12 protein-coding genes are annotated in these 17335 nt (G+C 65.5%); 6 read left to right on the top strand and 6 right to left on the bottom strand.

Annotation, left to right across the window (positions count from 1 at the left end):
* Positions 1-174 precede the first annotated feature (174 nt).
* The 3 genes from WGH93_RS07380 to WGH93_RS07390 all read right to left on the bottom strand — a co-directional run bounded on the left by WGH93_RS07380 (position 175) and on the right by WGH93_RS07390 (position 6243).
* Positions 175-3123 (bottom strand): beta strand repeat-containing protein, encoded by a 2949-nt coding sequence (locus WGH93_RS07380; protein WP_374764227.1) that lies wholly within the window; start codon positions 3121-3123, stop codon positions 175-177.
* 238 nt (positions 3124-3361) lie between these two features.
* The gene (locus WGH93_RS07385; RefSeq protein WP_374764228.1) at positions 3362-4606 is read right to left on the bottom strand and encodes a glycosyltransferase; all 1245 of its coding nucleotides are present in this window, start codon (positions 4604-4606) and stop codon (positions 3362-3364) included.
* Positions 4603-6243, bottom strand: coding sequence for a hypothetical protein (locus WGH93_RS07390; protein ID WP_374764229.1), 1641 nt, complete (start codon positions 6241-6243; stop codon positions 4603-4605). Before WGH93_RS07390 ends, WGH93_RS07385 begins: the two co-directional genes overlap by 4 nt.
* A gap of 155 nt (positions 6244-6398) precedes the next feature.
* Here WGH93_RS07390 and galE point away from each other — a divergent pair, with 155 nt between their 5' ends.
* Genes galE through WGH93_RS07405 form a run of 3 tightly spaced genes read left to right on the top strand, consistent with a single transcriptional unit; the run spans position 6399 to position 9886 of the window.
* Complete coding sequence (gene galE, locus WGH93_RS07395; protein WP_374764230.1) at positions 6399-7418, top strand: UDP-glucose 4-epimerase GalE; 1020 nt, start codon at positions 6399-6401, stop codon at positions 7416-7418.
* Between the two features lie 3 nt (positions 7419-7421).
* The gene (locus tag WGH93_RS07400) at positions 7422-9062 is read left to right on the top strand and encodes a hypothetical protein (protein WP_374764231.1); all 1641 of its coding nucleotides are present in this window, start codon (positions 7422-7424) and stop codon (positions 9060-9062) included.
* Positions 9059-9886, top strand: coding sequence for a sulfotransferase family protein (locus WGH93_RS07405; RefSeq protein WP_374764232.1), 828 nt, complete (start codon positions 9059-9061; stop codon positions 9884-9886). Before WGH93_RS07400 ends, WGH93_RS07405 begins: the two co-directional genes overlap by 4 nt.
* A gap of 47 nt (positions 9887-9933) precedes the next feature.
* On the opposite strand, the gene WGH93_RS07410 is transcribed toward WGH93_RS07405, so the two are convergent.
* On the bottom strand, positions 9934-10878 hold the full coding sequence (locus WGH93_RS07410) for a glycosyltransferase family A protein (RefSeq protein ID WP_374764233.1): 945 nt from the start codon (positions 10876-10878) through the stop codon (positions 9934-9936).
* Positions 10879-11013: 135 nt separating this feature from the next.
* On the opposite strand from WGH93_RS07410, the gene WGH93_RS07415 reads away from it, so the two are divergent.
* From WGH93_RS07415 to WGH93_RS07425, 3 genes are read left to right on the top strand one after another with little or no spacing between them, the layout of a single operon-like run.
* Entirely contained in the window at positions 11014-12183 is a 1170-nt protein-coding gene (locus tag WGH93_RS07415) for a glycosyltransferase (protein ID WP_374764234.1), read from the top strand.
* The gene (locus WGH93_RS07420) at positions 12180-14183 is read left to right on the top strand and encodes a hypothetical protein (protein ID WP_374764235.1); all 2004 of its coding nucleotides are present in this window, start codon (positions 12180-12182) and stop codon (positions 14181-14183) included. Before WGH93_RS07415 ends, WGH93_RS07420 begins: the two co-directional genes overlap by 4 nt.
* A gap of 1 nt (position 14184) precedes the next feature.
* Positions 14185-14796, top strand: coding sequence for a hypothetical protein (locus WGH93_RS07425; protein WP_374764236.1), 612 nt, complete (start codon positions 14185-14187; stop codon positions 14794-14796).
* Between the two features lie 292 nt (positions 14797-15088).
* Here WGH93_RS07425 and WGH93_RS07430 read toward each other — a convergent pair whose 3' ends face one another.
* Both WGH93_RS07430 and WGH93_RS07435 read right to left on the bottom strand, forming a co-directional pair.
* Positions 15089-16303, bottom strand: coding sequence for a hypothetical protein (locus WGH93_RS07430; RefSeq protein WP_374764237.1), 1215 nt, complete (start codon positions 16301-16303; stop codon positions 15089-15091).
* On the bottom strand, positions 16300-17325 hold the full coding sequence (locus WGH93_RS07435) for a glycosyltransferase family 2 protein (RefSeq protein ID WP_374764238.1): 1026 nt from the start codon (positions 17323-17325) through the stop codon (positions 16300-16302). The genes WGH93_RS07430 and WGH93_RS07435 overlap by 4 nt, the downstream gene beginning before the upstream one ends.
* Positions 17326-17335: the final 10 nt, after the last annotated feature.

Here is a 17335-nt window from a genome sequence, read left to right on the forward strand (position 1 = left end):
GGCGGTATAGCATGGGCCGTTTCACGCTGTCTATAGCGCGCGAGCGGCGCCGCCCGCCTGCCACCCATGCGGGCAAAGGGCCGGGCAAGATACGCGTATCCCACAAAAAAAGGAGAGGGCCCGAAGGCCCCCTCCCGATTGGATCATCCGTTTCCGGATCGCTGTTGCCAGCGATTAGAAGAGGATGTTGCCTTCCGCGTCCGCGGCGGACAGATCCGTGACTGTCGTGCCTTTCAGGGTCACGAAGTTGCCGTCACCCAGATCGATCAGGACATCATCACCAGCCACCGTCGTGGCGTTCAGCAGATCGCTGAGGTTGGTGAAGTCGGTCTCGGTGCCCCGCAGGTCGAGGACATCCTCGTCGTTGCAGAAGAGGCCGGTGACCGTATCGTTACCGCTGTCCGTACCGAACACCAGCGTGTCGCTGCTGTCGCTACCCAGGGTGAACGTGTCGTTCCCGGCACCACCGTCGATGGTCGTATTGCCATCACCGGTGATGGTCACCGTGTCACGACCGGCACCGCCGTCGATGTCAACGTTGCCGCTGCCCTGGATACCGATGGTATCGTCACCGGCACCACCGTCGATGCTGAAGGCACCGGAGGCCGTGGTACTGTCGTCGATGGTATCGTTGCCGTCACCGCCGAGAACCGTGTCCCCGTCATTGACGTTGTTGATATCATCGTCGCCGGCACCGCCGTCGATGTCGTCATTACCGGCACCGCCGTCGATGACGTCATTGCCAGCCTGGCCAAGGATGGTGTCGGCACCTTTGCCGCCCACGATGGTGTCGATGCCGTCGCCGCCGCGCAGGACGTCGTCGCCATCACCACCATTAAGGTCATCACAACCATCACCACCGAACAGGCTGTCACCGCCAGCACCGCCGGAGATGTTGTCGTCACCGTCACCGCCGAAGAGCTGATCGATACCAGCGTCGCCAGTCACTTTGTCGTCGCCAGTACCTGCGAACACGACGTCGTCGTCGGCACCGCCGTCGAGGCTGTCATCGCCAGCACCGCCAAGCAGTTCGTCGTCACCATTGCCGCCAGCGATGGTGTCAAGGCCGGTACCGGCAGTTTCCTTGCCGCCGAACAGCACGTCTGCGCCGCCGCCGCCGGAAATGTCATCATTGCCTGCGCCGCCGCCGACGATATCGCCGCCGCCAGTGCCGGAAATGGTGTCTTTGCCGGTGCCAGCCCAGCCGACGCTGCCCGCATCATCGGAGCTTCCGAGCGCGATGTCGTTGGTCACGTCGAAGTCACCAAGGATGATCCGGTCATTGCCGTCACCACCAAACAGGGTGTTGGCGCCGTCATTACCGGTGCTGTCAGCTTTCGAGTTGATGAAGCCGCTGGTGCGGCCGCCGCCGATCAGGAAGTCATCGCCTGCGCCGCCGCCGATGGTGTCGTTACCGGCATCGCCTTGCAGGGAGTCGTTACCCTTGTCGTCAGCGCCAGCGAAGAAGACGTCGTCGTCGTTGCCGCCCTCGCCAATATCGTCGCCATTACCGCCGGTAATGGTGTCGTTACCGGAACCGCCAGTGATCTTGTCATTACCGCGACCGCCAAGATTCCGGTCAGCACCGGCACCACCATCAAGGGTGTCATCGCCGTTGCCGCCTTCGAGACGCTCGTTACCGGTATTGCCGATCAGTTCATCGTCACCGGAACCACCAGTAACATCGTCACCCGGATTCAGAGCCTGAACCTTGTCATCCACTCCAATGAAGAAGTTGATGTTGGCATCAAACTGGTCGCCAGTAGTCTCGGTGTCGCCGTCCGTGTCAATAGTCACTTTTACGGACTCAGAGAGATCTTCCGTGAAGTTCACGGCTTCGGCACTCGGTGTATAGTCGATATTGCCGTTTTCATTGATGGAGACAGTCGAGCCGCTATCCAATGTAACAGAACCATCGGTTTCGCTATCAAGCGACACGATCGTAACCTGATCATCATTGGCGCCAACAACACTGCCGTCCTTGCCACCCAAGAAAGTCGCCACGGAAGACACCACATTGATGCCTTCAACAGCATCGGAACCTTCCGTTTCAAACCGGTTGGTATCTTCATTGAACGAAGCGTGACCACCGCTGCCAGTATCGCCATTGAACGCCAAGAGGTCTTGATTCGAACCAAGGTCACTAAGGGTCACGTTGTCGAACACAACCGTTTCAACATCAGTGAAGCCGTCTGCGCCTTGATCGGTGACCTTGAAGATATCGTTAGAACCCTTGGACAGCTCACCAACATTCAATACACCATCAAAGGTCAGCGTATCCGTACCGGCGCCGCCATCAACGTTGTTGTCGCCAGCACCGATAAAGATGTCATCATTACCGGAACCGCCGTTCAGGGCATCATCACCCTTACCAGCGGTCAGCGTGTCGTTGCCGGCGTTGCCATAAAGGTCATCGTCGCCATCACCACCGCTGAGAACGTCGGCATCGTTACCGCCAGTCAGGGAGTCATTGCCGTCACCGCCGGTCAGCGTGTCATCGCCGTTACCGCCGCTGAGCAGGTCATCGCCGTTCTGGCCGTACAGATCGTCATCACCGGCTTCACCGGCGATGGTGTCGCCATCGGTGTTACCCATGATCATGTCGGCATTGGCACCACCGGCGATAATGTCGGCGCCAGCGCCGCCATCGATGGTGTCGTTGCCTTCTTGCCCGAACAGGCGAGCCGCCTGACCGATCGCATCGTCATCGGCAACGCCGCCGGACAGAGCGCTCGGCGCCGTACCGGCATCGTCAGCATTGGAACCGGTGATCAGATCATCACCCGCACCGCCGAATACCAGATCGCCAGAGTCAGTGTTGTTGGAGCCACCATCACCGGCTGTCAGCGTGTCATCGCCTTTGCCGCCATCAAGCGTGTCACCGCCATCGTTGGTCAGGCCAGAGAAGACGCCGTCGCCGCTACCAGTTGTGAAATCGCCATCATTCTGGGTCCCACCGGAGCCGCCGCCTTCAATTACGTCATTGCCAGCACCGCCGGTCAGACGGTCGTTATCAGCACCGCCGGTAATGGTGTCATTGCCACCACCGCCATCGATACTGTCAAAACCCAGGCCACCAAAGAGGCCATCATCGCCCCCGGCACCTGTTGTTGAATTAGCCATAGCTTTCCTCCTAAAAAAGCTTCTTCTACGCAAAGAGGCGCGAGTACAGAGAGCCCCCCGAACCTCGTACGTACAGATAATCCGCTTCGAATGTCAACCGCATATCGCAGGCGCACGGGCGCCTAATCAACGCCTTAGCCCACGGACGGGTTACCCATTCCCCACGAATTTCGAGCCGCGATGCTACCGCAGTGTTTGCCGCTAGGGAAGCATCGCACAAAACTTTAGGCGTTCACCCTTAAATCTGTTGCATCTCTGCAACAGATTTACCCTCAGCGACCGCTTCTATCAGGCGTTTATGCCTTGGAACCAGATGTTTCGCGTCATACCGGTCGAGAATCAGGGCGCGGGCGGCACGGCGCAAGGGTTCGGATTCGGCCTGATGGTCGATGGCGTGGTCCACCCTGTCCATCAGGGCATCCACATCGAAGAAATCCGCCAGCCAGCCGGTATCGCCGTGGCCGATCACCTCCCGCACCGGCTCGGTATCGGAACCCACAATGAGCGCCCCGGCGGCCATGGATTCGAGCAGCGACCAGGACAGCACGAAAGGCGCGGTCAGATACACATGGGCACGCGCCACGCGCACCGCATCACGCAAAAAAGACAGCGGCTGAAGCCCGGTAAAGTGGAGTCGGCTTTCGTCAAAGGCGAATCTGTCCAGCGCCCATTGCTTCAGCCCCTTGCCGTCCGGGCGCTGAGCGCCGTAGGCGATGCGGTCATGGGCGATGATCACGGTTTGCAGCCGGGGCCGACGCTTTTGCAGGCGGGAGACCATCTCCATGAACTGGGGGAAACCGCGATATTCCTCCATCCCGCGGGCGATATAGGTGATCACCTCGTCATTGCGGGTCAGTTCCCGCCCGTCCGGCAGCTTCAGGCGCGGTTCGTCCACCGGCTTGAAGAAGTCCGTGTCCACCCCGTCGTGCAATATGCTGATCCGGTCCCGCACCATATCCGGCAACTGGCCGTGCTGGAACCGGGTGGGGCACTGGCCCCAGTCCTGCGCCACCATATCGTGCAGGATGGGCGTGTTCTTCATGCGGATGCGGATTTCGTCATTGGGGCCGTAGGGTTCGTCCATCAGGAATTCGCCGTCGCCGCCGTGGCAGTGATAATACCACTCATAGTAATTCAGCAGTTTGGCATCGGGGAATATGTCCTTGATGAACATGCCATTGCCCCAGCCGGAATGGGACAGCACGACATCCGGGCGCTCCCCCCGCTCCTTCATCGCCAGCAGCGCCTTATAAGCGGCCTGGCCGGTGATCACGGCCCGTTCCGTGCTGATCAGGCTGGGGTGGATCTTTCGGTTCGGCTCCCGGTGCGGGGTGTAGTTGATGCGGGGGATGCTCACCCTTTGTTCATTGCTGGCCAGCGTGGCGGCGGCCATGCGGTAATCGGTGTTTTCCTTCAGATAAGTATAAATGCGCCGGTACTGGCCCGGAAAATTGTTATGAATAAACAGAATGTTCATTGTCATTGAGCGTTTCCATCCCTGCGGTCGGCCTTCCGGCGTTTGACGATCTGCACGGCGCGGGCCTGCGCGGCCTGCTTGCCCGCCTCCCTGCCCTTGAGACCGATATCGGCACTTTGCGAAAACAGCAAGCGATCCAGATAGGCAAAGCGGCACTGGCCCCGGTGATGCAGATAAGCCAGCGCCATGGCAAGCTGATCGGCAAAGAAAAAGCGCGCGCCCCGTGTGACGGCACGGTCCAGCCCGTCCCACAGCAGGCGGGCCAGCAGCCGGGCACAGGCCCGCGCGGGGGCATTGGCGCGAAACCCCGCATGACCGGCGGAAACGGACGCCCACAAGGCCGGGTAGCTGGTGGGCGCGGGCTTCAGCCAGCTTGAGCGCAGCACCACATCCGCCCCATGATCCGCCAGCACGGCAGCGGGCGGATACAGCACCACGCCGTCCACATCGCTGGTCACCACGCCGTCATACAGGCCCAGCAGGTGGGGCAGATACAGAAAGCGCGCGGCGGCGGCATAGCCACGGTACAGGTCCTGGCTGGCGCGCACGGATCGGGGCGGGGTATCCCACGTTATATTCACGCGTACGCGCGCGCGATCGGCCAGCGCGGCCACCTCATCGGCGCCTGTGGTGGCATCGATCAGGTGGCAGTGCACAAGCTGGCCCGGCGCCTGCACCCCCACGCTTTCCAGAAAGCCCGCCATGAAGCGGTCATAATATGCCTGGTCCGCCGCCACCAGAAGCGGCACTTCCCCCGCCGGATCGTGGGTGAGTTGCATATGCGGCAGCCCGTCCGCCCGGCCACACCAGCCACGGGGCGGGGCATCCGCACGGGTCTGAACGGTGCCAAGGTCCGCCAGCGGCACCATCTGATCCACCGCGCGAAAGGCGAAAATGGGTGTGCCCGGCGCCGCCGCTGCCTCCGCCAGCAGATGAGCGCCGCCCAGCGGATCACCGGTGAGCGCGGCCAGCAGCGAACGGTGGATCAGGCGGCTGCGCACCTGATCGGGGCCAAGCAGGGTGGCCGCCCGCGCCACCGCCGCGGCTAGGTGATCCGGGTCATCAGTGGCCGGTTCGTCATGATGAATGCGGCGGCGAATGGGGATATAACAGGCCATCACGGAAATATCGGCCAGCGAAACCCGCGCCACCGACCCCATGGCATGGGTCAACCGCAACAGCGCCGCCGGGCTGGCCATACAGGCATCCGCCAGCGCGCTCACCGCCTTCAGCCGGTGCATGAAATACAGCGTTATCAGCCCGTCCCACAGGCCGCCGGGGGGCGCATCCAGCGGCGCGGCGCGGGCCAGCGCAGCCAGCCGGTCCAGCAGGTCATCGGGTATTTCGCTTGCGAAACGATACAGGATTCCCATACCGTCCAGAAAGGCTGCATCGCCCCGCTGCCCGCGCAGGGCGGCCAGCAATGCCGCTTCCACAGGGCCGGGAAGCACGGCGCGCCCGGCGGCATACCAGTAATAGCGGGTGAAGAAGAAACCCTGCCCGAACAGGGATGCGCGCTCAACGGCCCTGGCGGCCTCTGCCAGCGCGTGCCAGCACGCCGGGTCCGCCGCCGCGCCGGGCGCCGCAAGGGCATGGAGCGCGGCGATCACGCTGGTATGCTGGCTGTGCCCGGCGCCTGACATGACCACCCCCTGGGGCTGTTTTCAGCATGGCCCCACTGCCTTTCACCGGGCACTATGCCAGCCCGGCAGCCGGGGTCAAGCGCCCGCGCTTGACAGCGCCGCCCCGGCACCGCACAAGCGATTGTATCTGACCCGATCGACCATCAGGGGGATTTATGGCCACGATTTTGGTGCCCGGCGGGGCGGGCTTCATCGGATCGCACACCGTGCTGGCGCTTCAGGCCGCCGGGCATACGCCGCTGGTGCTGGACAGCCTGGAAAACGGCCATGCCGATGCCGTATCGGGCGCCACGCTGATCGCCGGCGACACCCGCGACCGGGCATTGCTGCGGCAGGTCTTCACCGACCATGCCATCGACGCGGTGATCCATTTCGCCGCCTATATCGAGGCGGGGGAAAGCGTTACCCACCCCCTCGCCTTTTATGACAACAATGTGGGCGGCACGCTCACCCTGCTGGAAACCATGCGGGATTTCGGCGTGGACCGGCTGGTCTTTTCCAGCACGGCGGCGGTGTACGGCGACCGGGACGACAGCGCCCCGCTGACCGAAGACCTGCCCAAGGCCCCCATCAACCCTTATGGCCAGACCAAATGGGCGGTGGAATGCATGTTGGCCGATGCCGCCCGCGCCCACGGCCTGAAGGCCATGGCGCTGCGCTATTTCAATGCGGCGGGGGCGGACCCGGAAGGCCGGCTGGGCGAACGGCACGACCCGGAAACCCACCTGATCCCACTGGTCTTGCAGGCCGCCGCCGGCACCCGGCCTTCCATCAAGATTTTCGGGCAGGACTATCCCACGCCGGATGGCACCTGCGTACGCGACTATATCCATGTGGCGGACCTGGCGGACGCGCATGTGCGGGCACTGGCCCATCTGAACGGGCAGACCGGCGAAGGCGGCTTTTTCGATGCCTGCAATCTGGGCAACGGGCAGGGCTATTCCGTGCGGCAGGTGGTGGACGCGGCAAGACAGGTGACGGGCCGGGACTTCCCGGTGGAAGAAGCCCCCCGCCGCCCCGGCGATCCCGCCTTTCTGGTGGCGAGCGCCGAAAAGGCCCGGCAGGTGCTGGGCTGGGTGCCGAACCGCCCCGCCCTGAACCACATGGTGGCGGATGCCTGGCGCTTCGCCCTTTCCCATGGGGCGGATCGGGCACACGGGGCGGGCGGCACCTGAGCCATGGCGCACACCCACGCCCATAACACCGCCGCAGACCGGGCCGGGGATGTGCTCGCCGCACTGGGCCGAGCCTGCAATGCGGGACACCCCGATGAAGCGGGCTCATCCGAAACGAGTTCATCTGAAGCGGGGCCGGATCGCCGCAGCCTGCTGGATGCGGCGGCCACCGTGCGCGCGCTGGACGCTGACCGCATCAGGGAAAGTTTTACCGCGCCGCATTTCTTCTGGTCCTGGCGGCTGGATCAGCACCCCCGCCGCGCGGCGATCAGGGCGGCGCTGGACCGCCACCTTGCCCCCCTTCAGGGGCCGGACCGGCTGGCGCTCGCCTGCCTGCGTCACAAATTCTTTGGCGTCGATGATGCGGCCCGGATCAGCCTGCTGAACTGGCGGGACCATGCCGGGCCAGCGGATCTGGACGAAGCACGGCGCCTGGAAATCGCCGCCGCCCTGTTCGCCATGAAGATTTTCCCGCCGCTCCATGCCTTTTGCGCGGCCTGCCTGGACATCAACCGTTTGGACCCCGCCCGTGTGGGGGCGGACGGCCCCGCCACCACACGGCGCGGGCGCCTGTTCCTGAGCGATCTGATGGTGGCGGGGCACATGGTGGCCCAGATCCGCCGCCAGAGCCCGCTGGCGGAACGACCCCTGCGCGACAGCCTGCGGATCGCCCTTGCCGCCCTGCGCCCCAGGCGGGATATCAGGGCGGCGCGCTGGGCGGCCTATGGCTCGCTGGTGGCGAGCTGGTCCGGCCAGATCGGCAGGGCCATGCGGCGGGTGCGGGTGGCGGCCCGGCTGGACGAACCGTTCAGCGCCTATTTCACCCCTGTGCGCCACTGGAAAACGCCGGATGGGGCCATCGCCCCGGCGCCGGTGCCCGCCTTTGCCGGGCTGGACCGCCTTCCCCGTGGCGGCGTGGCCGTGCTGGTGTCCGCCACCGAAGACTATTATGACCGCTACGGCGCGGGCTTCATGGACTCCGTGGTCCAGGCTAATCGGGCAAACCCCGCACCGGCGCGGCTGCATCTGCACGGCGTGGGCTTCAACCCCGACCCCGCCGACGCCCCACGGGAACTGACCCTGGATGTGACCACCGAACCGGCGGCAGGCAGCCACCGGCCCGTGCGCCGGGGGGATCTGGCCAGCCTGTCCCGCTATCTGCTGCTGCCGGACCTGCTGGACCGCTATGACCGGGTGATCGTCAGCGATATCGATGGCGTGCTCAGCCTGGATGCGCCCGACTGGGCCACCATTGAGGAAACCGACCGAATCCTGATCCGGGCCGATCTGGACAGGCCCGGCCATCTGCAACCGGTGTGGAACATGATCGCGGCGGGGCGCACGGTCTGGCCCGCTTTGGATACGGCGCGGGCCATTGCGCTGGATATCCGGCACTGGCTGCTCCGCCGGATCGCCGTGACCGGTGAGACCGGCGAACGGCTGTTCTTCGCCGATCAGATGGCGCTTGCCCATGCGTGGCACCGCTGGGGCTCCGACCATTTCCGGCCCGGCCCGGCCATTTTCCTTCAAGGCGGCGAAGGGCCGGAAGGCAAGATCGCCGCCCGCACCCGGTTTCAGAAACAGGCGCTGGCGCGCGTGCGCGCCGCTTCATCCAACCCCCAGGACACACAGGCCCGATCATGACCACTGCCCCGCTGCACAAGATTTTCATTGGCGGCTATACCAAAAGCGGCACCACCTTTGTTGGCCGGGCGCTCGGCATTCTCAATCACGCGCTGGCGCGGGGGGAACTGGATTATTTCCGCATTTTCACCGGCACCATGAACGAGCGCCTGCAAAACTATAATGACAATATCCAGGTGGTGAACCGGGAAGTCTATGACGGCTTCGGCACGCTGGAACCCGTGACCCGCGCGTCGGCGCGGGCTCTGCATCGCAAGATGTTCGCCCATCTGTATTTCAACAACCGGCCCGCCCCGTCGGGGCTGCGCCTGCTGGTGGAAAAGAGCCCGCGCAACATATTTCACCTGGATGCAATCCGCTTCATCTTCCCCGAAGCGCACATCATGGTGGTATACCGGGAGCCGAAAGCCGTGTTCCGGTCCCTGATGCGCCATATGCGGGACCACCGGGACCCGGCCTTTGAAGATCCGGCCTTTCACCGGCGCCGGGCCATGCTGAAAAGTTTCGCGGAAAACCGATGGGCCGCCTATCACCGCATATTGGAAGCGGAGCAGGACAGCCTTCATCTGGTACGCTATGAACATGTGGCCAAAGACACGGCGGGCTTTCTGGATCATGTGCAGGACACGGTGATCGGGGAGCGGCTGGGCCTGTCGGCACCGGTGGAAAGCCTGTCCAAGGAAGCCTATCTGGCCAGCCTGCCGCCCGATGCGCGCGCCAAAAGCCTGGTTCAGACCGAAACCCACAAACTTCGCCTGTCAGAGGCGGAAGAGCGCTATATCCTGGAAAACTGCCCGCAACCGCAGGTGCGCTTCGATTTCTGATCCGGCGCGTCCATGGCGCATCTGCCCTGTGACCGATCCGGCCCGCCTCAGCCCCGCCCCGTCAGGCGGGCGGCCAGCAGCTTGATCCGGTCCTGCCAGCGCAACAGCCCGGCGGGCAGACCCGCCGCCGCCGCGCGGGCACCAGCCACATCCCCGGCCCATAACAGCTCGCTGACCGCCTGCGCCCGCGCGTCGCGCGCCGCACCGGCCACCTGCGCCCGCCATGCACGCGGCACAAGCGCGCCCGCCACATGGCTTTCCAGAATGCGCGCCCGGCCCAGCGTGTTATGGGCAGAACTGCGGGAAAAATTGCCGCCATGCTTGCGGATGTGCACGGTGCGCTCACAGGTGCAGACCGCCCGTGTCACCAGTGTCAGGCGGCGCGTCAGGTCGCTGTCCCCGGACGGGGTGCGGTTGAAGGCCGGATCAATGCCGCCCGCCGCCTCATAAGCGGTGCGGGAAAAGGCCATGGCGCTTGGAAAGACCGGATTATAGCGCAGAAAATCAAGATAGGCTTCGGCCCGCAACAGGCGGTGCGGCCCGTCTTCCAGCGCCGTGGCCCGCGCCCACCAGCCTTTTGGCGCGGCGGCGAAATGATCATGGTCCAGCTTGGCCGCCGGGCCGATATGGTCAAAATTGGCAAAGGCCAGCCCGGCAGGTGTCCCCGCTGCTTCCGCGAAGGCAAGCGCGCGATCCAGCGCGGCCAGATGGTTCGGCTGCCAGATGTCGTCATCGTCCTGAAAGGCGATCCATGGGCTTTCCGTGCGGGGAATTTCCGCCCGCCGTGCCAGCGCGCCGCCGCCACCCGCGCGGCGGACCAGCCGGACCCGCGGGGCAAAGGCGGCCATGCGCGCCACCGTATGGTCATCGGAGCCGTCGTCCACCACCACCACTTCGGCGGGGGGCAGGCTCTGGGCCAGAACGCTGGCCACGGTTTCGGCCAGAAGGTCCGCCCGGTTGCGGGTGGGAATGATGACCGCAAAGTCACGCATGGCAGGCGTCGCCCCCGAATGCACAAAGCTATGACGCACAAAGGTTTTGCAAAGCCATGCTATTGCACATTACATTGCGGCGCGACACACAAATTCCCCGCCGCTTCATGCGGGACTGGCCGTGGCCCGAACATCATGCACGTTCTCATCACGTCACCGATCCCCACGCATCCGCAGGACCATGGCAACCGGTCGCGCACCCATGCCATTGCCCGCGCCCTGCAACAGCGCGGGCACAAGGTGCATTTTCTCTATGCCGGGCTGTATCCCCTTCGGGAGGATCAGGAACTGGCCATGCGGCGCGCATGGGATTTCGTTCATGTGCTGCCACCGCCCGAAAACCCGCCGCCCATGACGGGCCGCCGCCATTACCGGATCGACGACTGGCACCGGGAAGCCATCTCTGATGCGGCGGCGCGCATATGCACCATCTGGTCGATCGGCGCGGCCATCGCCAATTATGTATGGTGTTCCGGCTGGCTGAACGCGATTCCCGCAGGCATCCCGAAACTGATCGACACCCATGACGTGTTCGGCGACCGTCACAAGACCCTGAAACGGGACGGCATGAGCCCAAGCTGGTTCTACACCACCCCGCGCGAAGAGGGCATCGGGCTGGACCGGGCGGATCTCGTGCTCGCCATTCAGGAAGTGGAGGCCGCCACCCTTTCCGCGCGCACCCGAACCCCGGTGCGTGTTCTGGGCCATCTGGCGGAACCCGCCTTCCTGCCCTTCCGGCCACCGGGGGAGCGGCTGAAAGTGGGCTATGTATCCAGCGACAATCCAGTCAATCAGAACGCGCTGACCCGCCTGTCCAAGGCGTTCAGCCGCGCCGGAGACCTGCAAAACCGGGTCAGCCTGCATCTGGCCGGGGCGCTGGGCGCCACCGCGGCGGCGGAAGCCAGCCCGTTCGAGGCGCGGGGCTTCGTGCCGGACGTGGCGGCCTTTTATGACGAGATGGACCTGATCATCAATCCCACCTTTGGCGGCACCGGGCTGAAGATCAAGTGCGTGGAGGCGCTGGGCTATGGCAAGGCGCTGCTGGCCACCGCCGACAGCATGACCGGCATCGCCAGCGACCATCCCTGCCATCAGGCGACCAACCTGAAGGAATTTCTCGATTATCTGGGTCAGCTTGCGGGCAATGCGGGGGCGCTGGAAATGCTGGCGGAACAGGGCCGGGCGGTGTTCACGGCCTATGAAGCCACCCAACAGACCATGCTGGACCGGCTGTTTCCGACCGGCGCGGAAAAGGCCATGCTGGCCGATACCGGGGACGTGACGCACGAGGAGGAGGCCCCATGACCGCTTCCGCGACCACCCGGCCCGTGCATGTGGTAGGCCCCCTGCCGCCCAGCCCGTCCCTTGCCGCGGAAATGACCCAGGCGCTGGCCGAGGCCCTGAGCGAACGCTATCAGGTGACCTGCGTGATCGACGACCTGATGCCCCAGCCCACCGGCCTGGCCACCGGCATCACCGTGGTCCGGCTGAGCGACCTGCTGCGCAACACCGGCGGCTTTCGCGCCAGCCAGCGCCTGTATGTGCTGGGGGACAGCGGTGACTGCGCCCATGGGCTGGACCTGCTGGCCCGCGCGCCGGGGGCGGTGTTTCTGGCGGAAAACAGCCTTTTCAACCTGATGCAGGAGCGGCTGAGCCTGGACGGGGACTGGCCCGCCGCCTTTCTGGAACACCTGATCGACCAGGAAGGGGAAGCCGCCCGCCCCGTGGTGCGGGGCTTCAATATGCGGCCCGCACGGCGCCCGGACCATCTGCCTGATCTGGTACGGGTGCTGGACCTGCACGCCAGCGAGCGCACGGAAACCGTCGTGGGCTCCGTGCTATCCGCCCGCCTGGCGCTGGCCGCGAGCCTCAGCCCCCTGCGGTTCCTGCGCCCGCTGGTTCCCGCGCCGGGGCCCGCGGACGGCCTGGGCCGGGACGCGGCGCGCGCGCAGCTTGATCTGCCCAGGACGGATTTCATCATTGTTGCCCGGCGGCCCGACAGCCCGGCGGATCGGGACCGGCTGGGTCAGGTAATCACCGACCTGAAGCGGCAGGACAAGCCCGTACACCTTGTCACGGCCAGTAAGGGGGTGCCCACGCTGGACAGCCTGATCCGCGCCGCCGACTGCGTGGTGGATCTGGAAGCGCCGCTGGGCAAGGCCGGGTCGGTGCTGGTGCACCGGGCCATGATGCTGGGCACCGCCACCATCACCCCGGCACTGGGATGGGGGCAGGACCTGCCCGGCAATGCCACCCTGCATGTGGCGCCCGGTTATGGCGAGGAACTGGCCGTGGCACTGGGGGCGCTGATCACCCAGCCCGCCCTGCGCCAGCGGGTTCAGGCAACGGCGCGCACCTTCGCCGCCGAGACGCTGACCATCCACGCCCAGGCCGATGAGCTGACGGAACTGATCGACCGGGCGCCCCTGCTGCCGGTGAACCGGCTGGAAGAACTGATGCCGCCGCCGCCGGAACCGCCCGCCAGCTATACCATTTCCCGACGCTTCGAGGGCGCGCCGGTGGCCGGGCGCATGGCGCTGTTCGGCGCTCCGCCCGGCGCCGACATCCTGCAAGCCGCCTTCCCGGACATGGCGGTGGCCACCAGCCCCCGGTTTGCCACGCTCTGGGTGGCGGAAACACTGGCCCGCGAAACCGGCCTGCCCGCCCCGATCGCGCTGGACCGCATGGGCTTTGAAAGCCCGCTGGCCCAGGCCGCCGGGGACAGGCCGGATGCCGACCGCCGCGCCGCCGAACTGGGCCTGAGCCGGCCCCCGCTGGAAGACCTGGCCGCCGGGCTTCAACCGGTGGAAGGGGCCATCACCTTTGGCCGCAGCCCGGTGGAGGACACGCTCTGGTTTACCGACTGGGCCACCGCGCCACAGCCCCCGCGCTGGACCTTCCAACTGGATGTGACCCGGCTTCTCGCCCCGCCGCGCCGGGAACGGGCGGCGCTCGGCCTGCAAGGGACGGGTGGGGGCACGCCCGTGGTGCTGGACCCGGCGGGGGGCCGCATCATCAGCCTGATCCGCACCCGCCGGGTGGTTCGGCTGGTGATGCTTACCGGGCTTTCGGGGCGTTACCGATTGCGGCTGACAACGCCGCCCGACGCGGGCAGGCTTGTGTTTTCCAGCGATTATGCCACCGGCCCGCTGGGGCCGGACGGCCAGATCACGCTGACGGCGGACAGCGGCGGCATATTGCGCGTCTCCATGGCGCTGCTGAACACGGAAAGCGGTGGGCTCGCCCCCGTGGACACATTGCTTGAAGCGCTGGGCGCCACCGGCTTCATCATGGAAAGGGACTGACATGGCACAGCGGCAGGACAGCTTCATACCCCCCGCCCTCGGCCCGGAGGAAGGCCAGGGGGAGCCCGGTTTTCCCAAGGCGGCCGTGGCCTATGTGGATGCCTTGCTGGCGATCCAGCGCCGCCAGATGGAAGCGGAACTGGGCGGGCTGGAGCATATGGGCCTGGTGGGAACGGATCGGGCGCAGGTACTGGCCAATCCGGGCGGCGCCCTGCATATCATGGCCGAATCGGATGAATTCGCCGGGGGCGGCTGGTCGGCCCTGAAACGCACCCTGACCGGGCGGCACTATCGCTGGATGCGGCGACTGGGCGCTGTCTTGCTGGCGGCGGAACTTTCCACGGGCGCACCCTTGATCATTTCGGGTCCGAAAATACCAAAGCGCGCCTGGCTGAAAGACATGACCGTGTGGATCGACGCCCATCAGGTCACCGGCAAGGCCCGGCGCCATCTGGGCGGCGGCTGGTCCTTTTCCGGCCAGGTACCGCGCCTGCCCCGCACCGGGCGGCATTATCACATTCTGCGCATCAAGATGCCGGGCGTTACCCGCGTGGACAAATCGGAAGAAGATGGCTTCGCCAGCCTGGCCCTGAGCGACATCCGCATCGGCTGACCTTCAAAACCCCCACGCCCCAAAACACAGCCCCTCCGACGGCCACGACCGTGGCCCGCCGCCAGTGCGGCGCCCCGCGGAGCGGGGTGCGCAGCACCCAAGCGTGAGCGGAACAGAGCGCGAGCGAAAAGGAGCCCCTACCGCCATCCCGCTACTGCGCGGGATGAGCGGAGGCCACGACCGTGGCCCGCCGCCAGTGCGGCGCCCCGCGGAGCGCGCACGATAGCGCGCTTGCGTGAGCGGAAACAATGCCGGGCCGCGCAAGCGGCCAAGGCGTGAGCGACAAAAAACCTCAAATCTCCGATTTGAGCACTTTATCCGTCATGGAAACCAGTGACCCATGGGCGTTCACATGCAGGCCGAGCCTGTCTATCAGCTCGCGGCGGTAATTGTCACTGGCGGTCATCAGGGCCGGCATTTCCCGATAGAAGCGGCCATAATCCGGCACATCGAAGCGGCGGGGAGTCCGCGTTCCCATCAGATTGCCCAGATGAGCCATCACCGCATGGGCGCTTTCCACGGTTTCTTCCAGCGTGATCTGGGTCACGGGCAGGTCTTCGTCGCTGAACCAGTCTTCCAGTGCGGCTTCCCGGTTGACCAGCGCCTGCAACATGGGATTGACGGTGCGAAAATCCGGCGGCGTGGGGTCGAAATTTCGGCGTTGGGCTTCACGCATGAAAAACAACGAGCGGAACGGGGACGGCGCCAGCACGGCGGCCAGGCCCGCCTGCACGAGCTTGTCCCGGCGCTGCACATGGATAAGCCGGGCCTTGCTGGCACGCGCCCACTGAGCCAGGGCATCCCAGTCAAACAGGCCGGTTTCCGCCATCACATCCATCACATCGCTTTGCAGCACCATGGCAAAGCGGCGGTGCTGGCCGAACTGGCGGGCGGCGCTGTCCAGCACGGCGCGCACGTCCAGATCACCCCCCATCAGCGCCGCCAGGGCATGGGGGCGCTGAAGATACTCAAAAGGCTGACCCAGCCCGGCGGCGGCCATCACCATGGCCACATATTCGGCGTCCGTTCCTGGCGTGGTCAGCAGCACCAGCGGCGCGGGCGGCGGGTCCATGGGCTCGGCGGGGCCAACGATGGCGGGGTCCAGCCGGTTTTCGTTGAAGCGCACATCGAAGCCCGGTGCCGTGCGCACGGCAAGATCATGGAAACCAGCCACCACTGGCCGGTTGGGAAAGCGCTGCCTGAGCGTGCTGACAGCGGCCAGTTCGCCCTGTGTCAGCAGCACCAGAATCCGCCCCTGCCCGGCGGGTATGCGGTCAAGCCCGTCCGGGGTGACGATGGCGGCATCGGGCGTGCCATAACGGGCAACGAAGGCATCCGCCACCGAATGGTCCATCACCACGGCATCCCGCGACGTAAACCGCTTTTTGAGAAAACCGGGCAGGTTGAAGACCTGGAAATCGAAAACCAGGCGGTGCGCCAGTTCCGATGGGCTTTGAGGGAACAGAAGCGGGGTCATGGCGGCATCAAGGGGGCTGTGGTCGCTCATGCAGTCACCCTTTCCCGCCGGGGCGCGGGCGCGGTAAGTTCCCTTACATCGCTGGTATCGACTTCCTGCGTGTCACGGATCAGGGCATCCGGCACATCAAAGGGCCGCGCCGCGGGCGGGAAGGGCAGGTACAGATCGTCCGCCGCCGTGGCCGCGTGCCAGGCCCGAAAGGCCGCATCATAGCGCGCCCGGTCCCCGGTCAGCGTGCGGGCCATGCCAGACGCCGAGGGCTGCCAGCGAAAGCCGGAATCCGGCCCCGTGGTGAGCGATCCGGCCCGGTACAACCCTTCATACAGGGGCTGGCGCAGATGGCGGATCGCGCCGCGACCGAACAGGCGCCGCAAGCGGTGAAGATATTCCGTATCCGCCGAGATGCGCACGCAGTCGAAATAACCCGCCCTGGCCAGCACGGGTTCACGCCGGATCATCAGGCTGATGGCGGCCATCTGCTCCGCACGGCCATTGATCACCACGGTTTCACCATCTTCCGTGCGGCGGCGCCATTTGCAGGTACAGCCCATCAGGGTGGGGTTTTTCTCCATGGCGGCCAGTTGCAGGGCGATGCGCTGCGGCCTGCTGATATCATCGCTGTCGTGAAAGGCCACATAGCGCCCCGTGGCGCGGGCCAGGCACCAGTTCTTGCACCAATAGGTGCCGCGATTGCGGGGGCTTTGGAACAGGCGCACGCGCGGGTCCCCGGCGGCGGCATCCACCAGCCTGCGGGCGGTATCGTCGCCGCCCGCGTCGTCAATCACCAGAATCTCCAGCGCCGGGTGAGTCTGCGCCATCAGGGATTTGAGTGCACGCACCGCCAGATCGCCGGTACGCCAGACGGTCATGATCACACTAACGGGCACATCATGCGCGGCGGCGGCACGGCGCTCCAGCGCGCGGGCCTCCCGCCGTTGCAGCGCCTGGCCCAGCGGCGGCAGGCCGGGCACGCGGGAATCCAGACAGAACCCGATAGGGTCCCGTCTGAACTTGCCCGACTTGGCCGCTATCGTTGCCCCGAACCGCGCCATGATCGCCGTC

The organism is Yunchengibacter salinarum (assembly GCF_037658235.1).
In the GTDB taxonomy this organism is placed as follows: domain Bacteria; phylum Pseudomonadota; class Alphaproteobacteria; order Sphingomonadales; family Kordiimonadaceae; genus Yunchengibacter; species Yunchengibacter salinarum.

Excerpts from the sequence above, each read along its gene's own strand:
- WGH93_RS07380 (WP_374764227.1), bottom strand. The coding sequence starts at position 3,123 with ATGGCTAATTCAACAACAGGTGCCGGGGGCGATGATGGCCTCTTTGGT.
- WGH93_RS07385 (WP_374764228.1), bottom strand. The coding sequence starts at position 4,606 with ATGACAATGAACATTCTGTTTATTCATAACAATTTTCCGGGCCAGTAC.
- WGH93_RS07390 (WP_374764229.1), bottom strand. The coding sequence starts at position 6,243 with ATGTCAGGCGCCGGGCACAGCCAGCATACCAGCGTGATCGCCGCGCTC.
- galE (WP_374764230.1), top strand. The coding sequence starts at position 6,399 with ATGGCCACGATTTTGGTGCCCGGCGGGGCGGGCTTCATCGGATCGCAC.
- WGH93_RS07400 (WP_374764231.1), top strand. The coding sequence starts at position 7,422 with ATGGCGCACACCCACGCCCATAACACCGCCGCAGACCGGGCCGGGGAT.
- WGH93_RS07405 (WP_374764232.1), top strand. The coding sequence starts at position 9,059 with ATGACCACTGCCCCGCTGCACAAGATTTTCATTGGCGGCTATACCAAA.
- WGH93_RS07410 (WP_374764233.1), bottom strand. The coding sequence starts at position 10,878 with ATGCGTGACTTTGCGGTCATCATTCCCACCCGCAACCGGGCGGACCTT.
- WGH93_RS07415 (WP_374764234.1), top strand. The coding sequence starts at position 11,014 with ATGCACGTTCTCATCACGTCACCGATCCCCACGCATCCGCAGGACCAT.
- WGH93_RS07420 (WP_374764235.1), top strand. The coding sequence starts at position 12,180 with ATGACCGCTTCCGCGACCACCCGGCCCGTGCATGTGGTAGGCCCCCTG.
- WGH93_RS07425 (WP_374764236.1), top strand. The coding sequence starts at position 14,185 with ATGGCACAGCGGCAGGACAGCTTCATACCCCCCGCCCTCGGCCCGGAG.
- WGH93_RS07430 (WP_374764237.1), bottom strand. The coding sequence starts at position 16,303 with ATGAGCGACCACAGCCCCCTTGATGCCGCCATGACCCCGCTTCTGTTC.
- WGH93_RS07435 (WP_374764238.1), bottom strand. The coding sequence starts at position 17,325 with ATGGCGCGGTTCGGGGCAACGATAGCGGCCAAGTCGGGCAAGTTCAGA.